The sequence below is a fragment of the Pseudomonas sp. TE3552 genome (assembly GCF_056278945.1).
Genome location: NZ_JBWBQJ010000001.1, coordinates 1,753,994 through 1,774,064 on the forward strand (window position 1 = coordinate 1,753,994; position 20,071 = coordinate 1,774,064).

The window sequence follows — 20,071 nt, forward strand, 5'->3', positions numbered from 1 at the left end:
GGAATCGGGTGACGGTGTATGAGTAGCCCTCAGCGCCTGTCGGCGTAAGGCGCTATGGGTTCGACCGGCAATGGAAGGTTGCCTTGCCAGGGATCGAAGGTGTAACGCAGGTAGAGCAAGGCCCGGCTCGGCGCGTAGCCCTCGCTGTGCTGCCAGGTGATGCCGGTGCCCAGGACCAGGTTGTCCGATAACCTGCGTTCGAACAGGCCTTGCAGGCGGACGTTGACTCCGCTGCTACTGCTGCCGGCGTTGACCTGGCTGGCATCCTCGGCGAATACGAAGCCGGCCTGCTCGACCAGCTCGCGCAACTTGTCCGCCCCGTGAACGGGGTAGAGATCGCTGTCGCGGGTCTTGGCATAAGACCAGCCCACCGAGCTTTCCAGCAGCACTGACCAGTCGGCATTTCGCCAGGCATAGTTGAGCGGTACGCCGATGGAATAGTACTGCTGCGGGCTGTAGTAACCGCCTTGGCCCAGGCTGTACTCGCTCAGGTCCTTGTCGTAGCCCCAGTACATGAGGGTCAGACCGGTGCGAAGACGCTCGTCGGCGCGGTCGATCAGGCGGTAGTAATAACCGGCCATGGCCGACCGGCGTTGGTTGTCGGCGACGTTCTGGCCCCGCAACCAGTGGGCGCCGAGGCTGGCCCAGACACCGTCGACACCCCCTTCGTCATGACTGAGCCCCAGGGTGACGCCATTGGCGGTGACGCCACCCCAGGTGATGCCGGTGATCGGGTCGACCGCGCCGGCATAGGACACCAGCGAGTTGCTCATTGGCCGTCGCGAGGCCGTAAGGGACCAGCCGAGGGACCTCCAATCACTGCTGTAGGTGACCCCGCCGAGCCAGTTCGGCACTTTGAAGCCTTCTGGCGAGTGCCCCAGATCCAACGCCCAGCGCTCATTTTTCCAGCCCATCGCCAGGCCTGTGCCGCTGGTGCTTTCGGAGGTGTCCGGGCAACCGCTGGTGACCAGTGCGCAGCTACCGAACTGCTCGCGGTGCAGGCCGTTCGCCTCGGTGGCGAAACTGCCGACATCCAGCTCCACCCGCTCGGCCTGGAGGAAGCCCTGGCCTTCGGCAATCGGCGCATCCAGGCGCAGGATGGTGGTCTGGGTGGTCAGGTCGGAAATCCCCGACGACGAGTTGTCCGTACGCCAGGCGAAGTCATGGTAGAGATGCACAGTCGGGTTCTGCTCCTGGTACAGGGTGTCCACGTCACTGCGAAGGCTGCGCGGCAGCCACTCGTCGGCGTCCTTCGCCCGGCTGGCCAGGGTCATGGCGCGATCGTCGCGGGGGTTGGCCTGCGCGGGATCGATCAAGCTGGCGGCGGCCATGCTGCGGGCATAGTTGTCCAGCGCCTGCTGGGGCTGCTGGCGGGACATCAGCCGCGCTGCATCTCGATACAGCAGCGGATCGCTCTGTGGCGTCTCGAGCAGGCGGGCGTACAGCGCGCGCGCCTTGTCCGGCTGGTTCACCCCGGTCCAGGCATTGGCCAGGCGCCGCTGGTAGGCTGCCGGCGCGTTCGCTGGCACTGCCAGTTCTTCCAGCGCGCTCTGCGCCGGCGCAAGCTGGCCGCGGGCAATCAGGGTTTCGATCAGGCCCAACTGCGCCTCGGCGTTGCGCGGCTCGCGCTGCAGGACTTGCCGATAGTAGGTCTCGGCTTGCAGCTGATCGCCGCGCTGGTAGGCCCAGTCCGCGAGGGTCGCCAGATCGTCGGTACTCGGCGCGCGCAGCAGCAGGGCGATCGCCTGCGGCTCGTGACCGGCATCACGCAGGGCCTGGGCCCGGGCCAACAGCTGGCGGCGTTCGACCCGGCTGGACAGGTCGCGCATATTGCCGTCCCACTGCACCGCGGGAATGGCAGCCAGGGTGGCGAGCGTCTCGCTGTCGCGCCCGATCGAGGCCAGGTACAAGCCGTGGGCGTAACGGGCCTGGGCATTGCTGCCCTGGCGCTGGATCAACTGGCGAAAGCTGTCTTCGGCCGCGCTGTCTTGCCCCTGTGCATGCTGGGCATTGGCCAGACGATAGGTCAGCCAGGGATCGTCCGGGGCCAGTGGCCGGGCCTTGAGCAGCACCCGCGAAACCGTCGGCCAGTCGGCGCGCCGGGTCGCAGCATCCGCTTCAAGCTTAAGACGGTCGAGCTCCAGGCTCCGGTGCAAGGCCGCAAATTCGCGCTGGGTGGCTGCCGGCAAGGTGTCGAGGTAGTCCTGGGCCTTTTTCGGCGCTTGCGTCTGGTACAGACGCACCAGAGCGCGCACCGCCTTGCCGTTGTCGGGCTGCAGCTTGCGCGCCTGCAGCAGCAGGGCCTCGGCCTGAATGTCTTCGCCTTCGGCCTGGGCGGCATTGGCCAGGCCCACCAGCCAGTCGGCTTCGTCGGGTTTGACCTGGCGCGCCTGTTGATAGGCTTTGCGGGCCGCCGCCAGGTCCTTGCGCTCCAGGGCTTCGTCACCCTGCTGCAGCAGCATCCAGTTGCGGTTGGCCAACTGCAGGTCTTGCCATTTGCTGATCCGGGTAAGTGTCCTGTTCCTTGCCCAAGGCCTCGGTGAACGCCGTATAGGCCTGGTCATGCTTGTTCTGATGCATCAATGCGATGCCCAGGGAGCCGATCAGGCTGGCATCATCCGGGTAGCTGCGCGAAGCGCGGCGCAAGAGCTTTTCGGCGCCGACATTGTCGTTGGCCTCCAGCAGCTCCTTGCCTTTGACGCCGGCCCGCCAGGCCGGATCGCCGAGCAACTGGCGTTGGTGCTGCAGCTGCTTGGCTGCCTGGTTCTTGAAGGTCGAATAGGGGTAATGCCGCTGGAAGTCTTCCCAGGCGCGAGCGGTTTCGCTGCTGACCGGCAGCTTGCTCAGGTAGTTGTACTCGCGCTCGGAGGCGAGGTTGCTGGCTTGGGGATCGTTGGCCAGCTGGTGCAGAACCGCCAAGGCTTCGGCATCGCGCTGTTCGGCGAACAGCAGGCCGGCGAGCATCTGGCGCAGCCCCGCGTTACCCGGGTACTGGCTGTCAAGGCTTTGCAACTGCTGGATCACCGCGGGGCGTTGGCCGCTGATGGCACTGCGCACAGCCCAGTATTCCAGCGCGCTGGAGAAGTCCGGCGGCTCGCTGCCGAACAGTTCCTGGTACTGTGCGGCTGCCTCTTCGGCCCGTCCGGCAGCTGCCAGCAGGCGGGCTTGCTGCAGCAGATGCTGACCGTCCTTGCTTTGCAGCTTGATCAGGGCCTGGGCCTGGTGCAGCGCTGGCGAACCCGGGGCCTGGCGGCGCAATTGCTCCAGGCGTTGCTCGGCCAGCGGCTGGTTATGTTGCAGCAGGGCCTGGCGAATCCCGCCGACCAAGACTTGCGGATGTTCCGGAGCAATCGACTCCAGGCGCGCCAGCGAGTCGCGCACCAGGTCCTCGCGATTCATCGCCTCGCCCAGGCGTACCTGTCCGAGCAGCCACTGTTGCTGGTCCTGGGGGGTAACCGGCTGAGCCAGCGCGGTGCCCGACAAGCAGCTCAACACCAACGTCCATTGCGACACGACTTTGCGCATGAGCACTACTTGCATGATGACGTCCACGCCGGCAGCACCCGGCCGTCCTTGTCGAAACGATAACGCTGCTGGTCCCAGCCTTGGCCGAACATCAGCAGTGATTGGTTGTAATAGGCGTCCGCCGGGGGCGGGTTCTGGCGTAGGCGTTCGCGTTGGGCCGCCAGAGCCGCACCGCCTTCGGCTGCGCTGGCCAGCAGCGGCAACAGCGCCGCCGAGAAGCCAACCGGGCCGACGCCCTCTGCGGTGCCCAAGGCGACATCCACACGCTCCGGCGGATGGCCGAGCCGCGCCGTCAGCGCCACCATGGGTTGGACCTGCGCGAGCAACTCGGCCCTGCCCGGGGCTTGGGGGTCTAGCATGCCCAGCCAGAGGTAGACGCGGATCGCGTCATAGCTGCCGAGCGCGCCCTTGGCATCTGCTGCCCAGCCTTGCCCGGCCTTCCAGACCACCCAGTCGGCGGGCTGGCCCTTGGGCGAACTTTCCAGCAGCAGGCGCCGGGTACTGTTCGCCACGTCGCGCCACACGGGTGCGACTTGGGCAAAACGCGCCAACAGTTGTGGCGGCAGGTAGCTGGGGTTAAGCCGCCAGCCATCGGCGGATTCGAAGCCGACATCCCCCGGCAACAGCATCAGGCCCAGCCCGGTCAGCGGGCGCAGAGTTTGCGCGGCGCTGCGCCAGAGCATGTTGCGGCCAAGGGTTTCATAATCCGGCCGCTTCCAGAGGCGGCCGGCCTCCAGCAGGCTGTAGGCCATCCACAGGTCGGCATCGCTGGCGTTGTTCGGATCCAGCACCTGCCAGCGCCCCTCCTTGCTCAGGCCCCACTGCCAGGCGGGTAGCTGGCGGCTAAGGTCGCCACCGGCGAGGTTGTCCCGGGTCCAGTTCAGCAGCTTGGCGAAGCTGTCACGGTCGTTGCCCAGCAGGGCAAAGAACATCCCGTAGCTTTGGCCTTCCGAGGTGGTGATCTGCTGCTGCAACGAGTGATCGATCACCCGTCCATCGGGGCTCACCATCGCCTTCTTGTAGCTCTCCCAGGCCGGCCAGGTGCACTCGGCGGCAGTCGCCAGACCCGGCAGGCTCAGGGCCAACACCCATGCGACGGAGGCTTTCATCCCTTACTCCTCGTTCGCCAGTCGACGACGTACGGCCCAGCGCAAGGCGCGCCACAGCAGGAAGGTGGTCAGCAGCACGCTCAGGACCGCCATGCCAGCCAGCAGTACCGGATGTTCCGAGAGCTGGAACCAGAGCATCAGCCACCAAGGCAAGTAGCCGACAAAGTACTGCTCGCCGACCAGCTGGCTGTTCACGCCGCTGCTGCGGATCATGGCCACGGAACCGGACACAGCGTCGATTTTCCCGCTATCGCTCAGGGTTTCGCGCAGCATCTGGTAGTCGGGGGTGTTGGTGGCCAGCAGCGCGACAATGCTGCGCTGGCTATGGAAGGGCGACTGCATACCGACGATCGCCGCCATCGGGGCCTTGGTCGACACATCGACCCGGTTGGCTCCCAGGTTGCGCTCATCGTTGATCTGTCCGGCTCGGGCCGAAGCCTGACCGGCGGCGGCATTCGATGCCTGTATCAGGGAGTCGAGGGTCTGGTCGAGCCACAGGTTGAGGTCCGGCTGGTCCCGCAGGTCCGCGGGCAGGGCGCCCAGCACCAGCAGGTCGGCGTCGGCTTTCCTGGCGTCATCCCAGTTGTCGCTCAGGTTCAGAGCCAGCGCCGGGAAGCCGGTTTGCGAGGATATCTTGGCGACCGCTTCGAACAAGGTGCTGAGCTGGGTGGCGGTCGGATTGGTCGGCACCACCACCAGGGTTTCCGACAGGTCGGCCATGCGGCTGAAAGGGAAGCCGCTGCGGGCGAAAGCGCGCAGGTCTGGCATGGCGATGTAATGGTGATAGCCTGACAGGTCGATGGTCGACTCATCGTCGATCAGAGCCCGGGTGTCCACCGGCAGGGAGGTCTGGCAGCGGTCGCGCTGGGAGCTACCGAAGGTACTGGCGAAACTGAAATCGAAGCGGATGCTGTTGCGATCACCGATTTTCAGCGCCGGCACCAAGAGGTGGTCGCTTGTGTTCGCCGACTCGTTGGACAGCACCGCCAGGCGCAGTTCTTCCAGACGGCTGTTGGTGTTGTGCAGCAGCGGCAGGCTGGTGATGAACTGGTTGTTGAGGCTGATGTTCAGGCGCGAGTCGTCGTTGGTCGACGGCGGCGTGTAGCGGTACTTGGTCTGCAGCGGGATGCCCTGGTTACGCCAGACGAACAGGTCGGGCGGCAGATTGATGTCGAGGATGATCGGGCGCGGCAGAAGGCCGCTGACCTGCAACTGCTCAGGGTACTTGAGCAGTTCGGCGAAGCGCACCGGGCGATCGGTACGCATCCAGTTGGGGGCGTCGTAGGGCTTGCGCGGCTGCAACTGCTGGACGTTTTCCACCGTTACCCGCGAGCCGCGGAACAGCTCGCCGCCCAGGGCCAGGGCACGGGCGGCCACCGCCAGGTCAGCGTCATTGCGCCCCATCACCAGCAGCACTTTACTGTAGTGGTCGTTGGGGTTGTCGATCAGCTGCACCACCGGCGCCTGCACCAGCGGGAACTTCTCCAGGTCCGCAAGGAACTGTGGCCGATGATCGTTGGTGGCGAACACCACCGAAGGGTTGAGGGTGTTCTGGTCCTGGTCCTGGCTCGCCGGCAGCTGATCGAACAGCACCGGGAACCGGGCGCCGCGCCAACCCGCCAGGCTGCCGAAGTAAGAGGCCAGGATGCCGGCGGCGCGCTGTTCGCCTACGGTCGGGGAGGCGGCGAACAGCAGGTTGATGACCGGCTTGCCATCGCCCCGTGCGTCGAAGAATGGCCTCGGGAAGAACGCCAGATCGTTCTGGGTCGCCAGTGCCTGTTCCTGCAGGGAAACCTGGCTGGCGCGGCTGACGTTGACCCACAAGGCGTTGTTGGCCGGGTCTTCGCACATGTCGGTGTAATGGCCGACGAACTCCAGGCGGACGCGGTTGAAATCGGTGACCAGTCGGGGATCCAGGGCGATCTGCTGCGTGGTCTTGCGCCCCAGTTGTTCTTTCTCGATGGGCACCACGCTCATCAGAGTGTCATTCAAGTAGACCCGCATATGCGAGAGTGTCGGCAGCAGCGCCGGAGACGGGGTGTATTCCAGCTTAAGCCTGGCATCGCTGGCGATACGGTCGCGCCGCAGGGTGAACTCGATCTGATCGCTGTTGTGGATCCCCAGCAACAGGCTGTCGGCCGAACGCCCCAGCTGTTCGAAGGTGCGCGCGGTGGCCCAGCTCGGGGCTTTCTGCTCCTGCGCCAGCGGGGGCGTGACAGGCGCCGGGGCGGCCTGCGCGCAGGCGACGGCCAGGAGCGCCAGGTTGGCAAATAGAGATTTGCTGAAATAGCGGCTCATGATGCGTTCACCGTTATAGAAGAAGAGGAGGGGGAAGACGCCAGGGGCATACGCGGCAGGTAACTGCCCAGCCAGGCCAGCAGGCGCAGGAACGGACCGATCACCACGTGGGTCCAGGCCGGCAGGTATTCGTAGAGCCGGTAGTAACCCTTGGCGCCCAGCTTGAGGATGTCCAGGAAACTGTGCAGCGGCCGGTCTGGGGCGAAGTCTTCGCCCCAGTTAAGCCAGGCGTCGGCCCGGGCGAAGGTGCACTGCACGAAATCGATCTTTTGTTGCTCCGTGAGCTGGGTGAAACTGATGCCCACGAAGTTCTTGCGGCTACGGCAGACCACGCCGGGAAACAGGAACTCGCGCTGCCCACGCTGCATCAGCAGAGAAACGTGACCACCCACCGGCAGCGACAGTGGCACATCCACCTGGAACCCGGCGCCGCCGTCGGAGTAGTCCACCAGCATGCCGGAGTAGAAGCGACCGTTATCCAGACGCACGGCCGCCGGCAGCTTGGACTGTACCCGGTGGGTCTGGCGCACCTGCCGCACTTCAGCGGCAATCGCCACCGCGGCACCGATGATCAGCAGGTTGTAGACCACCCAGAGAGTGCTCACCAGCACCGTGCCGATCTCGGTCGCCGGGCCAGTGAACAAACGCCAGAAGGCGAAGCCCAGGCCCGCGAGGTTCAGGGCCGAGAGCACCAGATAGGGCTGGGCGATCTTCCAGTCGAACTGGTTGTGCTCCATCAGGCCGCCTTTGGCCGTGACGTTGAACTTGCCTTTCCTGGGGTTGAACAGCGCCACGGTGGTGGGTCGGGCAATGTACCAAGCCAGTACCGTTTCGTAGACCTCCCCCCAGAACGTCTGGCGAAAACTGCCCTGCGTCCGCGAGTTGGTCAGGCTGGCATGGATCATGTGCGGCAGTACGTACAACAGGATCATCAACGCCGGGGCGTAGATGATGTAGGCGTGCAGAAACAGGAAGGCCAGCGGCGCGGTGAGAAACAACAGCCGCGGCAGTCCGGCCAGGAAGTGCATCATCGCGTTGGCATAACAGATCCGCTGGAAGATCGTCAGGCCCTTGCCCAGCAAGGGGTTGTCGGTGCGGAAAATCTGCGCCATGCCGCGGGCCCAGCGAATCCGCTGGCCGATATGCGCCGACAGGCTTTCGGTCGCCAGCCCGGCAGCTTGGGGAATGCGCACATAGGCCGAGTTCCAGCCGCGCCGGTGCAGGCGCAGCGCGGTATGGGCGTCCTCGGTCACGGTTTCGACCGCGAAGCCGCCTATTTCGTCCAGCGCGGCGCGGCGTAATACCGCACAGGAACCGCAAAAGAACGCCGCGTTCCACATATCGTTGCCGTCCTGCACCAGGCCGTAGAACAGTTCGCCTTCGTTGGGCCGGCGACGGAACATGTTCAGGTTGCGCTCAAACGGGTCGGGAGACAGGAAGTGGTGCGGGGTCTGCACCAGGGCCAGCTTCGGATCGCGCAGGAACCAGCCCACTGTGAGCTGCAAGAAGGAGCGCACAGGGATGTGGTCGCAGTCGAAAAGCGCCACGAGCTCGCCATCGATACGGCTCAACGCATGGTTGAGATTGCCGGCCTTGGCATGCCGGTTATCGGCGCGAGTGATGTAGCCGACGCCAACGTCGGCAGCGAACTGGCGGAAGTTCTCGCGCTTGCCGTCATCGAGAATGTAGATGCGCAGTTTGTCCTGCGGCCAGTCGATGCCCAGGGCTGCGTAGACCGTGCCGCGGACCACCGAGAGGTCCTCATTGTAGGTCGGGATCAGCAGATCGACGGTGGGCCACAGCCGGGTATCGCGAGGCATCTGCGCCGGCTGGCGCCCCAGCGGCCAGCAGGTCTGGATATAGCCCAGGATCAGCACCAGCCAGGCGTAGGTTTCGGCCGCCAGCAGCAACAGGCCGATAGTCAGGTCCAGCGTGTTGTTCCAGTTCAGGGTCGAGGTGTAGCGCCACCACAGGTAGCGGCAGGACACGATGGTCGACAGGACGATCATCAACAGCGTTGGGAAGCGCCCCGGGATGCGCCGCACCAGCATGGCCAGCGCCCAGAGCAGAATCACAAACACCAGTTGAGCGATGTAGCCGAAGGGTTCGGTGATGCACACCGACATCAGCACCACCGCTACCACGCCCACACCGATGTTCAGCCAGCGCCGACGGCGAGGCTCCAGGCCTTTCCACCAGATCTGGCTCTGCCGCACTCGCCGGCTTTGCTGGACATGGCGCGGCAAGGCTTCGAGCAAGCGGCCCAGGCGCACGCCGAGCAGGCGTTGCTGCAGCCGCGCGGGGCGCGTCCAGCGCAGCCAGCTCAGCGGGCGGCGTGGCCGCAGCGGCTGCACCAGCAGCAACCAGACGCTTTGCACCAGGAAACGCAGCGGATCACCCAGGCTCGGCGGCTTGTTCGCCAACTGCGGATACCAACGCTGGCGCTGCTCGCGCAACTGCTGCCAGCCCGGCGCCTCCAGGCGCAGGAACAGCCAGGCCAGAGCATTGAGCGAGGCCAGCCAGAGTCCGGTCAGAGGGGGGGTATCGTACTCGCGACGCAGGTAGGTGTAGGGAAACCAGCGGGCAATCATGCCACCTCCCGGCGGCGGGTCAGGCACCAGGTCGCCAGGCTCAGCACGTCCTGGGCCGCCAGACTGCCCGGCGCATACAGCCCGACCGGGGTCTTGAACGCGAGCGACTCGCGCATCGCCTCATCGTTGTGCACGGTCAGGGACAGCAACCGATCGGCGTGGTTCTTTCGCCAGATCAGCATCAGATCGCGCTGCAACTGGCTACCGGGATCGAAACGATTGACCAGCAGCGGACCGCTCACCGTCTCTTGCTGTTGCAGCAGCACATGGCAGGCCGCGTCCGCTTCGGCGACCTGGATAGGGAAATGACAGGGGCCGGTGTTGCCGTGCCCGATCAGCCGCAGCGGCACATCGAACAGTACCCAGTCGTAGTGCTCGGCCAAGCTGGCCTGACGTCTGGCCCACAGGGTGTGGTCCTTCGCCAGGCGGCGTTCCATTTCAAGTTGTTCTTCACGGTCGAGGCGGCCATAGGGCAGCAAACTCAAATTTGGCAGCAGGCTCCAGGCCTGGTTGTACCAATTCTCGCCATCGAGCATGCCGCGGGCCCAGCCGCAACTTTCCACCGTCGCCAGGTTGAAGTACAGGCGCAGCAGGTTTTCCGGGCACATATCCACCATCAGCACCCGCTCGCCCAGGCTGTGCAGGGCGTAGCCTATCCCCGCCAGCAGGGAACTGCTGCCGACGCCTCCACGCAACCCGCGCAGACTCAGCGATCTCACGTCCTCACCTCCTGTGGGGCCTTCAGTTGTGTTTCCAGCGGCAGTGCCTCTTCGAGTTCGGCCAATAGCGGCCAGCGCTGCAAGGCGCGGCGCAGTTCCAGTTCGGCGGAAATGTCCACGTACTCGAGGTCCGGCAGATCCAGCTCAAGCTTCAGTCGGGCGATGTCATCGGCCCGCCCGTTACGGGCCTGCGCCAAGGCACTCATTTGAAGCGCTGAGGGTAAGGTAGCCATGCACCTTTCTCCTTGATTCGGACATAGGGCTTGCCTGCGTAGTCGAGCACCACGGTGCCGGAGTTCTCGGACACCGCAGGTGTCTGCGGCAGATCGCTCAACAGCGCCTGCCAGTCCAGCCCCTGGCCCTCGGCCTGGGGAGCGGCGGCATACAAACGGGCGATGATTTCGGACAAGGCCAGGTAACTGGTGGGTGCGCTGACATGCCGCGGCGCTGAATTCGCCGCGGAACCCATGCCGATCAGCTTGATGCCCACCGGCACGTGAGTGATCGACGGGCTCGGAATCTCGCGCATGCCGGAGATCTGCATGCGGTCACCATGCAGCGCCGCGCCGTGCTCGGGCACTATCACCACGGCCACGCGCCGACCGCTGCGTTCGAGTTCTTTGATAAAGGCCGTCAGGTCGTCGATCAGGGCCTGGGCACGAGGTTTGTACTCGGCGCTCTTGGTGCCGCCGTCGGCGGTCAGCGCTCGGTTGCCGTCGTGCAGCGTGGTGGTGTTGTAGAACAGCGCCACGCGCGAATCCTGGTTGTTCTCGCGGTGCTGCCACCACTTGTCCAGGACTTCCCGGTCGCGCCAGATCGGCGAGCCATCGAAGCCCACCAGTGCCCGCGACAGGTTTGAGGCGTTCACCGCCGGATTGGGCAGAGTCCCCTGACTGCGGACTTCATCGAGGAAGCCTTCGAACTGGCCGGTGTGGTTGAGCATCACTTCGCTGGCAAACCCGAGCTTGCGCAGATCGTCCATCAGCAGGCATTGCTCCGGCGCCACGCCGTAGAGCTTGCTGTGCGGTTGCTGGCCACAGCTGGCGCGCAATAGGCGTATCGCCGCCGGGCCGCTGTAGGCGGTGGCCGAGTTGAAGTTGTCGAACACTACATCCATCTGCTGCAACAGCGGGTTGTCCCGCAGGCCCACGGCGTCCAGGTCGTCCCAGGCCATGGAGCAGATATTGATCAACAGCAGATCGAACGGCTGGGCCGCCGAAGTCGAGGGTTTGAACTCGACGCGTCGGCCGGCCTCGGTGTCATAGAACTTCTGCAGGTAGTCGTCCAGCGTCGCGCTGTCGGGCTCGGCGTTGCTGACCACGGCGCTGGCAGAAGCCGTGCCGGGGTTCGCAGCCTGTTGCGCGGGCGCTTGCAACGCCAGCAGGTTGGCGCTGCCCAGCAACGCCAGCCAGCCCAGGGTCAGGGTGGTCAGGCGTAGCCACTGGCTGACGAACAGGTAGGCCACCACCACGATCAGCAGCAGCCCGCAGAGGTTCCAGTCGATGAAGCGGCCAGCCAGCTCCAGCAGGTATTCACCGGTGAAGTTCAGTACGCCGGGTTGGTCCAGCAGGCGGCTGAACGGCGGCAGCCAGGAGTCCTGATAGAACAGCGCCACCCCCAGCGGCACCGCGATCAGCCAACGCAGAAGGCTCGCATGGCGATTGCGTAACGGCACCAGCAAGGCGGCAGCGAACACCAGATTGGGCAGGATCTGCAGGTTGAGGTAACCGCCCCAGAACAACAGTAACTTGATCAGAAAGTACAGGTTCCACAGGCCCAGACCCGGCCAGCTCCACGCAGGTTGCGCGATGATGGGGATTTCAAGACGGCTCATGGGACTCGCTCTTGGCAGGTTGCGGAGTCGTACGCCGACGTACGCCACGGGATTTCAAGTAACGCGGGCGCAAATAACGCTCAAGCCCGTGCCTGATACGCTGACCGAAACGGCTCAGCAGCATCGCCAGTGCCAGCGTCAACAGACTGCTGGCGGCAATAACCTGCAGCAACTCGGAATACATCATGTGCAAGGTTCCGTGAGCGAAAGGGTGATGCGGTGTGGCGTAAAGCCGGTCAGCCCGACGGACTGCGACAGGTTGTCGATGACCCGCTCATCCGCCAGCCGGAAGGTCTCGGGCAATTCGGTCGCCTCGATAAAGGCCTTGCGCGGCAAGTGATCCACCGACGACAACGACTCGCAGGCGCTGAAAATATCGGCCCATGGCAGGCGGCATATATTGCCAAGGGCAGGCTCCAGGCCATCGGCGCGGCAGGCGAACAGAAACAGGTAGAAGCTGCCGTCCAGCACGCAAGCGATGTCGCCATAGCGGCGCAGGCTGATCTGACTCAGGTATTGCTCGATCTCGAGCCCGCCACGTGACTGCAGTTTCAGCAACTGGTGGCTGATCTCGCCCGAGGCGCCGTTGTACACCTGGTCCAGGGTTGCGATGAACGTGCTCGGCGTCAGCAGCCCGCGAACATGGGGGGGGTGCATGCGGTCGTACAAGGTCTGGAAATCAATGTCGCTGCGGTAATGCCAGAGCTGCCCCTGCACGCTATCGGTCAGGCTTAGAAAGTGCGCCAGCGAGGCCTTCAGCGGCACGATCAGATTGGCGCCGCAGGCTAGCAGCAGACGCTCATCGCGGTAGCGCAGGCAGGGTTCCATTTCGCGAACGATGATTTTCAGTGCCGTTCCGCAGTGATTGCGCAATTTGTGCAACTGACGGGCAAGGTCTTCGACCTGGTCGTTGCCTTCGATGGCCACGATCACGCTAGCGGCTCGCGTCTTGAGGGCGTGCAGCAGCAACTCGTCGCGCTCCTCGAACAGTCGCCATTGCTGGGACAGCGGCGGTGCGCCTTCGAGTACACGGCGCTGGGTCAGGTAGACGCGCTGGTCATCGGTGCGGATGGCTTGCTGGCTGCCACGTTGCGCCTGGCTCAGGCCAAGAACGCCGTCTACCTGCTCCAGTTCGAAATCCTGGGCGGTACACACGCCCTGCTCGTTGTGCCAGAAGTGCTGCTGATAACGGATGCTGCCGTCACGCCGATACAACTGCGCCAACCCCGATAACTCTTCGTTCAGTCCCACCAATTCTGCATGCACCGCCGGTTCCTGGCCGTGGCACAGTACCACCAGGGTGCAGCGGCGCTGGCGCAACCACTGGCGCACTTCTTCACACCATTGCTGCAGATGTCGGGCGTCAAAGCGCCGCCACGCCAGGGCCGGTAATAGCAGGAGGATTTGACTGCCTGGAGTCCTGACGCTGCGATGTAACTCGGACACCCAGGATTTCAGGGCCATCCCGAGATCATCGTCGGCAACTTCGAAGAGCCGCAAACGCTCCGGGCCGGACTCGCCGTCGAGGTTTTCCAGCAGGGTCTGGGGATCGCATCCGCCGCACACCAGTGTGGTTGGCTGGGCTCGTGGCAAGGCGCTCAGGAACTGAAGCGCAAGCGTCTCGGCATCGCTGTTCAAGTCGACGGAGACCCAGTACAGGCCGCCTTGACGCAATAGCACTTGCTCATCCTGCAAATGCCGGATGCCTAAGCTGACATGACTCAAACTGACCTCTCCGTACCCGAAAAATGCCTTAAACCAACCGGGCCGAGAGCCCTACGCAACAATCGATCCTCTACCGCCTTCTTACCTGTGAACCGGGTGTGAACCGGCCGCTGCAAAGGAGCTGCCATCTGGCCGGAATACCTCGAAAAAACCAGGGATGTTCAGCGATGAACCCTGCGCCTGACATGGACGGGTAGACCCGTTCATGTGCCAGTCGCCATATCGGATGCGAAAACAATCCTCGGCGCTCGCCGGCACTCGGTATCTGGCTGGTGTGACTTCTTGAGCCATCCACGGCAGAGCCTCGGGGTCCCGTAAAGCCGGGACCCGCGGCGTGCAATCATCGAGTGTCTTGTCCGAATACTTCTGTGTTCACCTGGGTGTACGGCAAATCAAGCTGCTGATCCGTGCATTTTGATCCGGGTCCGGTACGCAATGTTGCCGCAAGCAGCGCAACGCACAGGTAGGTGCAACCACGGTTTCGAAGCTTATCTGCTGCTTGTCGTGTCGGGTAAGCAGGTCGACAGCAGGGTTGATATCAAAATGGTACCGCCAATTTTTTGAATTGTCCAAGAGTTGCTTCGAGAGTTGTCATTAGAAACAATCAGGTGGCGCCATAAAAATGGCGGTTCGCGCTCGGGTGGTCAATGCAACGTACGCTTTTCGCTGGTTGATTAGGGCACGCGCGGCGGAATTGCTCGACCTGACACCCTCGGCGGTCAGTCACCAGCTGGCTAAACTGGAGGCGATGATCGGTCGACTGTTATTTTTCAGAACAGCCAGAGGCGTGACGCTGACACCGGTCGGCGAGCAATACCTGACTGAGGTTTCCGGTATTCTGCACAGACTCGCCGTGGCGACCGAGCGCGCCGCCAGTGACGTCAGCCTTGATTGTCTGCGATTACACTCATCACCCAGTTTCGGCCTGCTGTGGTTGATGCCGCGGTTGGAGCAGTTTCGTCAGAGCCATCCCGATATCCAGATCAATCTCTCGTGTTCTTATGAGTCACTGCACTTCAGTCGAGACAAGATCGATGTCGGCATTCGCCATGGTTTTCCCAAGAGCCCACTCAAACTTTCCTCGGGTCAGACGATTCCTGGAATCGAAGCAGAAAGAGTTGGGGCATGATTTCAGTTATTGACTGTCAGTTAGGTGCGGGGAGCTCCGATACCATGGTCATCAAGAGTCCATCGATCTTCCCTGGCATCGACGGCCCCGCTTTTTTCGTTAAGACGAAAGGTGCAAATCAGGGCACATCCAGAATCAGAACAGCGCCAATGCAGACGTCCTGTCGCATCACCGCACCAAACACCGCCACGACCCGCGTAAGCGAGGTGTTGGTGCCGGCGCGAATCTCCATCGGCTCGGCTCGCAGGTAAGCCAGATAGAGTCGTTGGGATATTGATTGAGTCGGAAAACCGTCGATGCAATCAGTGGCGGTCCAGCCACACCGTCTGCGCATTGCAGAACTCACGGACCCCGAAATGTGAAAGCTCCCGGCCGAAACCGCTTTTCTTTACACCGCCGAAGGTGACACGTGGGTCGGTTGCGCAATAGCCATTGATGAACACACCGCCGGTTTCCAGTTCGCCCGCCAGCTTCTGGGCAAGCTCGACATCGCGAGTGTAAATGGTTGAGGCAAGTCCGAACTCACTGTCATTGGCCAGCTCTAGCGCGTGGGCTGCATCGCGCGCGGTGATGATCGAGGCGACCGGCCCAAACAACTCCTGTTTGAACGAGGTCATCCGGTCGGTGACATCTGCGAATACGGTGGGCTCATAAAAGTTGCCAGGGCCTTCAGCCTTCTTGCCACCCATTAACAATGTCGCGCCTTCTTCCAGCGTCTCCTGGACCTGACGATCCAGCTCATCACGAAGATCGAAGCGAGCCATGGGGCCGATGTAGGTGCCTGCGGCCAATGGATCACCGACGACCAACTCGCGGGTTGCTTCAACGAACTTGCGGGTGAACGCCTCGACAATGCCTTGCTCGACAATCAGGCGTTTGGCGGCCGCGCAGACTTGCCCGGTATTCTGATAGCGGCCGATGACGGCAGCTTTGACCGCTTCGTCGAGGTCGGCATCGTTGAGCACAATGAACGGATCGGAGCCGCCCAATTCCAACACACACTTCTTCAAGGCAGCACCGGCCTGTGCGCCAATGGCCATGCCGGCGCGAACACTGCCGGTGAGCGTCACCGCGGCGATGCGTGGATCAGCGATGGCGGTCGAGACGCCGTCCGGCGTGACATTGATGACTTCGAAAACACCCTCCTCAAAGCCTGCGCGTTTGAAAGCATCCTGCAGCAGATAGGCGCAGCCCATCACGTTGGGCGCATGCTTGAGGACGTAAGTGTTGCCAGCGATCAGCGCTGGTACCGCGCCGCGCAGCACCTGCCAGATGGGGAAGTTCCACGGCATCACGGCGAGAATCGGGCCCAGTGGGCGATATTCGATGCGCGCCTTACCACCCTCGACCTGGGTGGGCTCGGCGGTCAGCATGGCGGGGCCGTGTTCGGCGTACCACTCGCAGAGCTGCGCACATTTTTCAATTTCACCGCGCGCCTGTGTGGTGGGCTTACCCATTTCCTGGGTAATCATGTTTGCCATCGTTTCTGCATTACCGCGTAATGCTTTCGCCAGGGCAATCAACGACTGCGAACGTTCTTCTGCAGGTTTGCTGCGCCAGAGGGAGAACCCGGCAGCGGCGCGTGAGAGGGCAGCCTCCAGTGCCGACTCGGACTCGAATGGGTAGTAGCGGATCTGCTCGCCATTGGCAGGGTTGATCGAAATGGCATGGGTGAGGCTGGAAACGTTAGTCATGACACCGTCCTGCGAAATGTGAATGAAAGTGCAGCTTCAGAACAAAAGTCCCGCCGTTTAGTCAAGTCGCGCGCGCCAGGATGGAATGCGCGCGACCGATGACCGGTGCATCGACCATTTGCCCGTCCAGCACGAAGACGCCTTCACCTGAGCGGGCTGCGTCGACAATGCGTTGCGCCCAGAGAAGCTCTTCAGGGCTGGGTTTTAACGCCTGATGGATGATTGCCACTTGGCTCGGATGGATGCACAACGCGCCGCCAAAGCCCATATCGCGGGCAAACTGAACGGTGTTGTGCAGGCCAGCGGTGTCCTGGATTGAGGGGAAGACGCCGTCCAGCGCCGGGGCCAGTCCGGCAACACGCGTGCAGAGCAACACGGCGTAGCGGGCGTGGCTGAGAATCTCTTCGGCAGCACGGCTGCCGGCGGTCAGGTTCAGATCCAGGCCCAGGTCGAGGCTGCCGAACGACAAGCGTTCAGCGCCTTTCGCACCGGCAATCGAGCTGAGTGCCGCCAAGCCTTTGGCGCTCTCGATGATCGGCCAGATCGGTTTGCCGGTGCTAAAGGCGGTGGACACCTGCGCCGCGCTTTCTGTTTTGGGCAGCAGAATGGCGGTCACGCCGGCATGCCGACGGCAAAGATCCAGGTCCGCAGTGTGCGCCCAGTGCTCCGGGGCATTCACCCGAACCAACACCTGAGCTTCGGGGTGTTCACTCAAGAAGCGCTCAAGGTTATCCCGGGCCTGCTCTTTGAGGTTTTCCTGCACGGCATCTTCCAGGTCGACAATGACTCGGTCCGCGCCGCTGGCGATGGCTTTGGGGATGCGCTCTGGACGGGTGGCCGGCACAAACAGGGCGGAGCGCACAATCGACGGATTCATGGTGTTTCTCCCCCGGCTGAACTCGACTTCACCGATCTGCGCGGTGCCGTCCTGATTGCCTGCCCAAACCTCAGCCTTGCCTGGCTCGATCACCCGGCCGCCGACTTCGAACGGCTGAGGCGAAATCAGTGGCCGCACACCACGGAAACTGAAGCGCTTGAGGGTTACCCCAGGGTGTGCGCGCAAGAACGCGCGCAGGTTCAAGGTGGCGATCAGCGGGCCGTGCACCACCAGGCCCGGATACCCTTCGGTCTCGGTCACGTACGGCCAGTCATAATGAATCCGGTGGCCATTGAAGGTCACCGCGGAATAACGAAACAGCAATGTTGCACTGGGAACTACGGGCTGGCGCCACTGACCGGCCGCCAGTGGTTCGGTGCCGCCAAGCTTGGGTGGGGTGGGTTCGCGGTAGACGATGTCCTGCTCGTCGACCAATGCGCACTCACCGTCCTGGAAAAACTCATGGCGCACGGTGACGAACAGCAGCGAGCCGGTGCGTCCGTGTTTCTCCTCGACCTTGAGTATCGTTGAGAGGCGATCGACCTGGGCTTCGACGCGCAAGGGGCGGTTGAACGTTAGCCGGCTGCCTGCCCACATGCGGTTGCGGTTGTCCGCTGGCGGCAGGAAACCACCGCGCGCCGGATGGCCGTCCTGGCCGAGTCCGTCCTCGGCGACCGGCTCCTGGAAGAATGCCCAGTGCCACAGGGGGGGCAGCGTTTCACCAGGTTGCGGTGCAGCTTCGCCGAGTGTCGCGGCAATGCGCTTGACCAAGTTGTAGCTAATCTGGTCGCGGCTTTCTTCGACTCGGCCGATCCAAGCAGAAATATCAAGGTTGCTCATGGCGTTTACTCCTTTCAGACCACCGAGGTGAATTCTGGAATGGCTTCGAACAGGTCTACTACCAGGCCGTAATCGGCCACCTGGAAGATCGGCGCTTCTTCGTCCTTGTTGATCGCAACGATCACCTTGGAGTCTTTCATGCCGGCCAGGTGCTGGATCGCGCCGGAGATACCGACAGCGATGTACAGCTGTGGCGCAACGATCTTGCCGGTCTGACCGACCTGCATGTCGTTGGGTACGAAACCGGCGTCGACGGCAGCGCGGGAAGCACCGACGGCAGCGCCCAGCTTGTCGGCCAGGGCGTACAGGTGTTTGAAGTTGTCGCCGTTCTGCATGCCGCGGCCGCCGGAAACGACGATCTTGGCAGCGGTCAGTTCCGGACGATCGGACTTGGCCAGTTCTTCGCTGACGAAGCTGGAAGTGCCAGCGTCGTGTGCAGCGGCAACGGCTTCAACAGCCGCCGAACCACCTTCAGCTGCAACCGGGTCGAAACCGGTGGCGCGGACGGTGATCACTTTGACCGCAGCGTTCGACTGCACGGTAGCGATGGCGTTACCGGCGTAGATCGGGCGCTTGAAGGTGTCGGCGCTTTCGACCGAGATGATCTCGGAGATCTGGTCAACGTCCAGCTGCGCGGCAACGCGTGGCAGGATGTTTTTGCCATTGGACGTGGCCGAGGCCAGGACATGGCTGTAAATCGAGTGTTGTTCGATCACCAGACTGACCACTAACGGTGCAACATTTTCGGGGAGTTGATGCGCGTAGGCGGCGTTGTCGGCTGCAAGCACTTTGGATACGCCAGCAATTTTTGCAGCGGCTTCAGCTACAGCGCCAACACCTGCACCGGCAACCAGTACATGAATATCACCACCGATTTTCGCGGCAGCCGCAACGGTGTTCAGCGTGGCCGGAGCTACTACTTTGTTGTCCTGCTGGTCAGTTGAATAGTCAGCAATCACCAGGATCGTCATTCAGATCACCCTCGCTTCGTTCTTCAGTTTCTCGACCAGTTCAGCCACCGACTTGACCTTGATACCCGCGCTGCGTGCAGCCGGCGCTTCGACTTTCAGGGTCTTGTTGGTGGAGGCGGTGGAAACGCCCAAAGCGTCCGCAGTCAGCACTTCGAGAGGCTTCTTCTTGGCTTTCATGATGTTTGGCAGGGACGCGTAGCGCGGCTCGTTCAAACGCAGGTCGGTGGTGACGATGGCCGGCAGTTTCAGGGAAACCGTCTGCGCGCCGCCGTCGATTTCGCGGGTCACGGCAACAGTATCGCCGCTGACTTCGACTTTCGAAGCGAATGTGCCCTGACCGTAGCCGCTCAATGCTGCGAGCATCTGGCCAGTCTGGTTGTTGTCGCTGTCGATGGCTTGTTTGCCGAGGATCACCAACTGAGGCTGTTCCTTGTCGACAACAGCTTTCAACAACTTGGCAACCGCCAGGGACGTCAGATCTTCAGCCGATTCGACGAGGATGGCGCGGTCGGCACCCAGAGCCAGCGCGGTGCGCAGTTGCTCTTGAGCAGTAGCGGGACCGATGGAAACGACGACGATTTCAGTCGCAATACCGTTCTCTTTCAGGCGTACGGCTTCTTCCACTGCGATTTCGCAGAACGGGTTCATCGACATCTTGACGTTGGCGAGGTCGACGCCGGAATTGTCCGCCTTGACGCGAACTTTCACGTTGTAATCGACCACGCGTTTCACAGCTACCAGGATCTTCATTGGGCAGTG

Annotated in this window: 13 protein-coding genes and 3 pseudogenes; 1 reads left to right on the plus strand and 15 read right to left on the minus strand. The window is 62.9% G+C overall.

The window, feature by feature from the left end; genetic code table 11:
• Positions 1-29: 29 nt before the first annotated feature.
• The 9 genes and pseudogenes from bcsC to bcsE all read right to left on the minus strand — a co-directional run bounded on the left by bcsC (position 30) and on the right by bcsE (position 13,801).
• A pseudogene (bcsC, locus tag ACZ9BB_RS07825) lies at positions 30-3,525 on the minus strand (cellulose synthase complex outer membrane protein BcsC).
• Between the two features lie 5 nt (positions 3,526-3,530).
• Positions 3,531-4,634: a cellulose synthase complex periplasmic endoglucanase BcsZ gene (gene bcsZ / locus ACZ9BB_RS07830; RefSeq protein ID WP_476213247.1), complete on the minus strand. Its 1,104-nt coding sequence runs from the start codon at positions 4,632-4,634 to the stop codon at positions 3,531-3,533.
• Between the two features lie 3 nt (positions 4,635-4,637).
• Positions 4,638-6,932 (minus strand): cellulose biosynthesis cyclic di-GMP-binding regulatory protein BcsB, encoded by a 2,295-nt coding sequence (gene bcsB, locus ACZ9BB_RS07835; protein ID WP_476213248.1) that lies wholly within the window; start codon positions 6,930-6,932, stop codon positions 4,638-4,640.
• Positions 6,929-9,523: a UDP-forming cellulose synthase catalytic subunit gene (bcsA, locus tag ACZ9BB_RS07840; RefSeq protein ID WP_476213249.1), complete on the minus strand. Its 2,595-nt coding sequence runs from the start codon at positions 9,521-9,523 to the stop codon at positions 6,929-6,931. The genes bcsB and bcsA overlap by 4 nt, the downstream gene beginning before the upstream one ends.
• Positions 9,520-10,242 (minus strand): cellulose biosynthesis protein BcsQ, encoded by a 723-nt coding sequence (gene bcsQ / locus ACZ9BB_RS07845; protein ID WP_476213250.1) that lies wholly within the window; start codon positions 10,240-10,242, stop codon positions 9,520-9,522. Before bcsQ ends, bcsA begins: the two co-directional genes overlap by 4 nt.
• The gene (gene bcsR / locus ACZ9BB_RS07850; protein ID WP_476213251.1) at positions 10,239-10,475 is read right to left on the minus strand and encodes a cellulose biosynthesis protein BcsR; all 237 of its coding nucleotides are present in this window, start codon (positions 10,473-10,475) and stop codon (positions 10,239-10,241) included. The genes bcsQ and bcsR overlap by 4 nt, the downstream gene beginning before the upstream one ends.
• Positions 10,445-12,076: a cellulose biosynthesis protein BcsG gene (gene bcsG, locus ACZ9BB_RS07855; RefSeq protein ID WP_476213252.1), complete on the minus strand. Its 1,632-nt coding sequence runs from the start codon at positions 12,074-12,076 to the stop codon at positions 10,445-10,447. The genes bcsR and bcsG overlap by 31 nt, the downstream gene beginning before the upstream one ends.
• Positions 12,063-12,263, minus strand: a complete 201-nt coding sequence (bcsF, locus tag ACZ9BB_RS07860; protein WP_476213253.1) for a cellulose biosynthesis protein BcsF — start codon at positions 12,261-12,263, stop codon at positions 12,063-12,065. Before bcsF ends, bcsG begins: the two co-directional genes overlap by 14 nt.
• Positions 12,260-13,801: a cellulose biosynthesis protein BcsE gene (gene bcsE / locus ACZ9BB_RS07865; protein ID WP_476213254.1), complete on the minus strand. Its 1,542-nt coding sequence runs from the start codon at positions 13,799-13,801 to the stop codon at positions 12,260-12,262. The genes bcsF and bcsE overlap by 4 nt, the downstream gene beginning before the upstream one ends.
• Before the next feature lie 679 nt (positions 13,802-14,480).
• Between bcsE and ACZ9BB_RS07870 the strand changes: the two are divergent.
• A pseudogene (locus ACZ9BB_RS07870) lies at positions 14,481-14,870 on the plus strand (LysR family transcriptional regulator); the annotation flags it as partial.
• 178 nt (positions 14,871-15,048) lie between these two features.
• On the opposite strand, the gene ACZ9BB_RS07875 reads toward ACZ9BB_RS07870, so the two are convergent.
• The 6 genes and pseudogenes from ACZ9BB_RS07875 to ACZ9BB_RS07900 all read right to left on the minus strand — a co-directional run bounded on the left by ACZ9BB_RS07875 (position 15,049) and on the right by ACZ9BB_RS07900 (position 20,062).
• Positions 15,049-15,264, minus strand: a complete 216-nt coding sequence (locus ACZ9BB_RS07875) for a hypothetical protein (protein WP_476213255.1) — start codon at positions 15,262-15,264, stop codon at positions 15,049-15,051.
• Positions 15,233-16,624, minus strand: coding sequence for an aldehyde dehydrogenase family protein (locus ACZ9BB_RS07880; RefSeq protein WP_476213256.1), 1,392 nt, complete (start codon positions 16,622-16,624; stop codon positions 15,233-15,235). Before ACZ9BB_RS07880 ends, ACZ9BB_RS07875 begins: the two co-directional genes overlap by 32 nt.
• A 61-nt stretch (positions 16,625-16,685) precedes the next feature.
• Positions 16,686-17,501, minus strand: coding sequence for an HpcH/HpaI aldolase/citrate lyase family protein (locus ACZ9BB_RS07885; protein WP_476218235.1), 816 nt, complete (start codon positions 17,499-17,501; stop codon positions 16,686-16,688).
• Between the two features lie 9 nt (positions 17,502-17,510).
• A pseudogene (locus tag ACZ9BB_RS07890) lies at positions 17,511-18,341 on the minus strand (HTD2 family dehydratase); the annotation flags it as partial.
• Between the two features lie 14 nt (positions 18,342-18,355).
• Positions 18,356-19,312 carry an electron transfer flavoprotein subunit alpha/FixB family protein gene (locus ACZ9BB_RS07895; RefSeq protein WP_476213257.1) on the minus strand — a complete coding sequence of 319 codons (957 nt, stop codon included), beginning with the start codon at positions 19,310-19,312 and terminating at the stop codon, positions 18,356-18,358.
• Positions 19,313-20,062, minus strand: a complete 750-nt coding sequence (locus tag ACZ9BB_RS07900; RefSeq protein WP_476213258.1) for an electron transfer flavoprotein subunit beta/FixA family protein — start codon at positions 20,060-20,062, stop codon at positions 19,313-19,315.
• Positions 20,063-20,071: the final 9 nt, after the last annotated feature.